General features: G+C 70.3%; 7 protein-coding genes. 4 read left to right on the top strand and 3 right to left on the bottom strand.

The features are described from left to right. Together Q8814_RS23675 and Q8814_RS23680 are read left to right on the top strand one after the other, a co-directional pair. The coding region (locus Q8814_RS23675) for an SdpI family protein (RefSeq protein WP_330154414.1) at nucleotides 1–369 on the top strand (369 nt) is incomplete at its 5' end. Between the two features lie 65 nt (nucleotides 370–434). Then, on the top strand, nucleotides 435–1,433 hold the full coding sequence (locus tag Q8814_RS23680; protein WP_330154415.1) for a DUF1648 domain-containing protein: 999 nt from the start codon (nucleotides 435–437) through the stop codon (nucleotides 1,431–1,433). Nucleotides 1,434–1,460: 27 nt separating this feature from the next. Here Q8814_RS23680 and Q8814_RS23685 read toward each other — a convergent pair whose 3' ends face one another. Together Q8814_RS23685 and Q8814_RS23690 are read right to left on the bottom strand one after the other, a co-directional pair. Next, nucleotides 1,461–2,108 carry a YqgE/AlgH family protein gene (locus Q8814_RS23685; RefSeq protein WP_330154416.1) on the bottom strand — a complete coding sequence of 216 codons (648 nt, stop codon included), beginning with the start codon at nucleotides 2,106–2,108 and terminating at the stop codon, nucleotides 1,461–1,463. Continuing rightward, complete coding sequence (locus tag Q8814_RS23690; RefSeq protein WP_330154417.1) at nucleotides 2,083–2,796, bottom strand: TetR-like C-terminal domain-containing protein; 714 nt, start codon at nucleotides 2,794–2,796, stop codon at nucleotides 2,083–2,085. The genes Q8814_RS23685 and Q8814_RS23690 overlap by 26 nt, the downstream gene beginning before the upstream one ends. Before the next feature lie 136 nt (nucleotides 2,797–2,932). Between Q8814_RS23690 and Q8814_RS23695 the strand changes: the two genes are divergently transcribed. Beyond that, nucleotides 2,933–3,874 (top strand): NAD-dependent epimerase/dehydratase family protein, encoded by a 942-nt coding sequence (locus Q8814_RS23695; protein WP_330154418.1) that lies wholly within the window; start codon nucleotides 2,933–2,935, stop codon nucleotides 3,872–3,874. A gap of 74 nt (nucleotides 3,875–3,948) precedes the next feature. Further along, nucleotides 3,949–5,193, top strand: a complete 1,245-nt coding sequence (locus Q8814_RS23700) for an MFS transporter (RefSeq protein ID WP_408015976.1) — start codon at nucleotides 3,949–3,951, stop codon at nucleotides 5,191–5,193. A gap of 13 nt (nucleotides 5,194–5,206) precedes the next feature. Here Q8814_RS23700 and Q8814_RS23705 read toward each other — a convergent pair. Continuing rightward, on the bottom strand, nucleotides 5,207–5,975 hold a 769-nt coding region (locus tag Q8814_RS23705), incomplete at its 5' end, for a sulfate/molybdate ABC transporter ATP-binding protein (RefSeq protein ID WP_330154419.1).

Raw genomic sequence — 5,975 nt, forward strand, 5'->3', positions numbered from 1 at the left:
GCTCTCGTCGTGGGCGCCGTCGGCGTCGCAGCGCTCACCGGCCGACTCGGCCGCAACCGCTGGGCGGGTGTGCGCACCGCAGAGTCGCTGCGGGACGACACCACCTTCACGCTGGCCAACAAGGTCGCGGCCCCCAGCATGCTCGGCGCAGCGGCACTCCTGGCGCTCGGCGGTATCGCCGCCCTGACGTTGCCCACCGTCGCCGGTGTGATCGCGCTGGCCGTGACCGTGGTCGCGGCACTGGTCACCGCGGGTGCCGGGGGTTCGATCGGTGCCCGGGTCGCGGCGGCGACGAAGCCCGCCGAGGACGGTTGCGGAACGTCCTGCGGCGCGTGCAGCCTGCGCGGGGCGTGCGAGCCCACTGCCTGATCCAACCGGCTCCGCGCTCTGCAGCGCGGCGGCAGTCTCCGGCACTGTGTCTCTATCCTGACCGTGTGACGACCCGCCGCGTGATCGATCCGGCCGGAGCCCTCTTCGGGCTCGGCCTCCCACTGCTGTCGGCACTGGCCGTGCTCGCGCTCACCGTGGCGTGGCAGCCGCGACTGCCCGACCGGATCGCCACTCACTGGACAGGCCTGACCGCCGATTCGTTCGGCAGCGCGATGTCGAGCGCGTGGACGATGGCGCTGCTCATCGTGCTGATCGGCGGCGGATGCTGCGCGATCGCAGCGCTCGCGCAGGCCCAGCTGATCATGCGGCGCTACATGCTCGTGCTCGGGCTCGGGGTGACCGGGCTGATGCTGACCGTGCATGTGGCGGGGCTCGCCGGTCAGCTCGATCTGGCCGATCCCGCACAGGCCCCCTTTCCGATGTGGTCGATCGGCGCCGGGATGTTCGCGGGCGTCGCGGTCGGCTGGGTGGGGGCGGCCCTGCTCCGCGATTACCGCGAGCGCAAACCCGCGACCGCGCCGCCCGATCCCGAGCTGCCGCGCGGACGGGTCGAGACACCGATCGTCGAGCAGGTCGGCACCGGACCGCGGACGACCGTGGTGCTGGTCCTCATCGTGATGGTTCCTGCGCTGCTCGTGTGCGCCGCGACCGGCAGCTGGTGGATGCCGGCGATCGTCGCGCCGCTCGGCTTCCTGGTGTTGAGCCTGCTGCGCTTCCTCGTGATCGTCGACGAACGTGGCCTGCGAGTACGCAACCTCGGCACCACCGCGGTCGCCTACGACCTCGACGAGATCGTCAGTGCGAAGGTCACGCAGACCCGCCCGTTCCAGGATTGGGGCGGTTGGGGACTGCGGGTCAAGGGCCGCGGCCGGTACGGGCTCGTTACGAACACCGGTCCGGCTGTGGTCGTCACCACCGCGTCGGGACACGAGTTCACCGTCACCACGGATCGGGCCGAGGAGATGGCCGGCGCCCTCAACACACTCGCCGATCGGCGTAGTGCGGCTTCGACCGGCGGACTGCCCGTTCCGGAGAACGAATAAGTCCTCTGCAGGACGTAGCGCGGTGGTTCAGTTCCGTTCGACCTCGATCGGATGCGTCGCCAGAAGCGCGAGCGGCAGCGGTTGGCGTCGTAGCACGCGCGCCCACAGATCGATGTGCGGTGGCGCCACGATGTCTTGGGGGAGGGCGGAAATCAGCATCCAATCGTCGTTGCGCAGCTCGCCGTCGAGCTGCCCGGCGCTCCACCCCGCGTAGCCGGCGAAGATGCGGACGCCGTGGACATACCCGGCGATCATGTCCGGGTCGGAATCGAGGTCGACCAGGACGACGCGTCCGTCGACCCGGCGGAAACCGGGCACGTCGTCGATGTTCGCCCCGACGCGCAGCAGTCCCAGGCACAGGGCCGAGCTGCGATGGACCGGGCCGCCGACGAACAGGGCTCCGGGTTCGACGGCGAGATCCGCCCACTGCGGCAGCACTGCGTCGACCGCCGTGTCGCTGATGCGGTTGAGGACGACCCCGAAGCTGCCCGCCTCGTTGTGTTCGACGACGTAGACGACCGTGCGGCGGAAGGTCGGCTCGGAGAGTTCCGCGGAGGACACCAGGAGGCTTCCGGCTCGCACCTTGGGGTTCACAGGTGCCGTCCGGTCGTCGGGTTCATCCTGGTGCTGCGCCACGAAAGATATTCTCTCACCGCGTCGGCCGCGTTGGGCCATCGAACCCGGCCGTTTCGGCCAGCACTGCCAGGTGGTGCTCGAACAGCGCGGCGGGGTCGCCGAAGGTGTCGGGGCCGTACTGCCCGAATGCCTCGAAGTTCACCGCACCGAACAATCCCGCCCACACGAGTACACCGCGGGCGAGCAGAGCGTCGGGCAGGTCGATCTCGAGTTCTCGCCGGATCCTGTCGAGGTCGGCGGCGAGGACGTCGGGGGCCGGAATGCTCTCGGGCGCGTGCAGCCGCCCGGCGGCGTGCGCGGCGGCCAGGATACCCACGAGCCGCACGACCACGCGGGTGCCCGGACCGGTGGTGCGTTCGGCGGGAGCGTGATAGCCGGGGACCGGGCTACCGAAGATCAACGCGTACCGCGACGGTTCGCGCAGCGCCCAGGCTCGGACGGCGCACCCGAGGGCCTGGAACTGCTGCCACCAATCGTCGGGCGCCACGGCGTCGACTGCGGCATCGACGGTGTCGCCGAGCTCGTCGTAGGCATCGACCACGAGGAGGGTGAGCAGCTCGTCCCGGCTCGCGACGTAGCGGTAGACGGCCGAGGACACGACGCCCAGGTCGCGCGCGACGGCGCGCAGCGACAGGGCTGCGGCGCCGTCGCTCGCGAGATGGTCACGACCGATTCGGACGATGTCGGCCATGGTCCGGGCGCGGGCGCGGGCGCGGGGCGTGGTCATGGGATCCACCCTGCCAGCGAGATGCGAGCACCGTCAACAAAGGAGAGCACTGCTCTTGACAAGACGCGCATTCCGGAGGAACGTAGGCAACACATCAGAGAGCACTGCTCACATTTGCTGGCAGAAGGAGAGATCGATGTCGAAACTCCACGTGGTCGCAGGAGCCGGACCCGTCGGCTCCACCGTGGCCGAACAGCTCGCCGCCCAGGGCCACCGCGTTCGCATCCTGACCCGGTCGGGCAGCGGTCCCGACAACGACCGCATCGAGAAACTGCGCGTGGACGTCAACGACGCCCGAAGCGTCGCCGACGCGCTGACCGGCGAGGACGGCGACACCGCCGTCGCGATCCACATGTGCATTCACGGCTCGGCGTACCGCGCCGACGTGTGGGAACGCGAACTGCCTGCCGCCGAACGCACCGTGCTCGACGCCGCGCACAATGTCGGTGCCGTCGTCGTCTTCCCCGAGAGCCTCTACTCGTACAGCACACCGGACCGGGTGATGACCGAGAACTCGCCCCGCGACGCGGTCGACGGCAAGCGCGGTGTCCGCCACCGGCTGCTGCAGGCACGCGAAGACCACCGTGCTCCGACGGTGAGCGTCGTCGCCTCCGATTTCTTCGGGCCCCACGTCCTCAACGCGCACGCGGGCGAACGCATGGTGCCCACCGTCCTTGCCGGCAAACGGACGTGGGTTCTCGGCTCGCCAGATATCCCGCATTCCTTCACTTATGTCCCCGACCTCGCCGCCGCAATGATCGCCGCGGCCGCGAACCCCGACACCTGGAACCGTGTGCTGCATGCCCCGACCGGGCCTGCGCTCACCCAGCGGGAGATGGCCACGGCCTACGCCGACGCTGCCGCACTGCCCGCACCGAAGCTCGGCACGATCCCGGCGTGGGTTCTGCGTGCGGGAGCGGTCGTCAACCGCGACATGCGCGAACTCACCGAAATGCTCTACCAGTTCACCGCCCCGTTCGTGATGGACTCGAGCGGTACCGAACGCCTTCTCGGCCTGTCCCCGACCCCGCTGCCCGAGGCGGCCGCGGCTACCGTGGCCTGGTGGCGCGAGCGCTGACCACCGCTGCGCGCGTCCGGCCGATAGTGTCGGACATCGTGCAGGACTCCAGACGGCAAGCGTGGCGATCGACGATGACCGCGCTGCGTCACTCCCCGGATCTGGCACGACTCACCCTGGTCCGCTTCGCGGGCCAGTTCGGTGACGGACTGTTCCAGGCCGCTCTCGGCGGCGCCATCCTGTTCAACCCCGAACGGCATGCCGATCCGGTCGCGATAGCAACCGGATTCGCTGTACTCCTCCTTCCGTACTCGGTGATCGGACCGTTCGCCGGCGCGCTGCTCGACCGATGGGACCGTCGCCTCGTCCTACTGTGGGCAAACGTGCTGCGAGGCGTCTTCGTGCTCTGCGCCGCCACCGTGCTCCTCACCGGGGGCTCCCAGACCTCACTGATGCTGCTCGCGCTGGCCGCCGTCGGTGTCAGCCGCTTCGTCCTGGCCGGAGTGTCCGCGTCGCTGCCACACGTGGTAGCCCAATCCTGGCTGGTACCGGTGAATTCCGTGCTCGCGACCGTCGGCTCGGGAGTAACGGCCGCAGGAGCCGCCACCGCCGTGGCCACCATCGGATTCATCGGCGCCGGCGACGACGGCTCCGGCATCGCGGTGGCGCTCGGCGTCATCGGTTCGGTGGTCGGAGCCTTCGCCGCAGGCGGATTCGCCCGTCACGCTCTCGGCCCCGAGGGGGCACGGCCACGCTCGGCGATACGCACCGTCAGTGCGGGCTTGCGCACCGGCGCGGGCGCGGTGTGGCAGGCGCCGGGTGTCACGGTCGCCATGCTCGGAATCGGTGCACATCGCATCGTGTTCGGCATCGACACGCTCATCATGATCCTCGTCCTGCGCGACACCGAAACCACCACCGCGCTCCCGGGAGGACTCGCCGGGTTCGGTCTCGCCGTCGCCTCCACCGCCACCGGCATGCTTGTCGCCGCGGTCGTCACCCCTCTCGTCCTTCCACTCGTGGGACGCCCGCGCACCGTCACGGGCGGTCTGATCGTCGCCACCGCCGTGCAGGTGCTCCTGGTGACGACGGTGGCGCAGGGCCAGCTGCTTGCGGCCGCGTTCCTGCTCGGGCTCGCGGGCCAGACGATCAAACTCACCGGGGATGCCGCAATGCAGATCGACATCGACGACGCCCGGCGCGGGCAGGTGTTCGCCCTGCAGGACACCGTGTTCAACATCGCGTTCCTCGCCGCGATCGTCGTCGCTGCCCACTCGATCGCACCCGACGGCCGGTCGCCCGCACTCGCCTTCGCCGGGGCGCTGGTCTACCTGGCGGGCCTGGCCGGGGTGCTGCTCGTCCGGCACGTCCGGATGTAGCCGCAACGGCGTTTCAGTGGGCGCGGTGGATGCCGACCTCGGTTGCCTTCACCACGAACCACACGTCCATCCCGGGTTCGAGATCGAGATCGGCCACCGCCGCGGTCGTGATCTCCGCGGCGAGTCCGGCCTGCTCCGCGCGCACCACGACGGTGGCACCGCGGGCCTCGAGCTCACCGACCCTGACGCGAATACTGTTGCGTGGACTGCCGTGCGGAGGTTCGGGATAGACGGCGACCGCGGCCGGGGTGAAGACCGCGACCGCAGATGCTCCGGGTACGCAGTCGCGGTCCAGGGCGCCGTGCACCATGCCCACTTCGGTGGCCAGCCCCTCGGCGCCGGCGACTCCGGTGAGCAGGTTCGTGCCCGCGATCCTCGCGGCGAAGGCGCTGCGGGGCCGAGTGAGGACGTCGCGCACGGTGCCGTCCTCGACAATGCGACCGGACTCGATCACTACGACACGGTCGGCGAGAGCCAGAACGTCGAGCGGGTCGTGGGTGACCATCAGCGCGGTACGACCCGTGTCGCGCAGAATGCGCCGCAGCAGCGACCGGATCGCCGGTGCTGTCGTGACGTCGAGCGCCGCCATGGGTTCGTCCAGCAGTAGCAGTTGCGGATCGGCCGCGAGCGCCCGCGCGATCGCGACGCGCTGCGCCTGACCGCCGGACAGCTCATGCGGTTGTCGGTCGGCCAGGTCCGCGGCGTCGACAGCACCGAGCCAGAGCAGCGCCGTCCGCCGGGCGACGCGCCGGCCGGCGCCCGTACTGCGCGGTGCGAACGCG

Origin of the sequence: Rhodococcus chondri, assembly GCF_036327435.1 — a bacterium.
Classification (GTDB): Bacteria; Actinomycetota; Actinomycetes; order Mycobacteriales; family Mycobacteriaceae; genus Rhodococcus; species Rhodococcus chondri.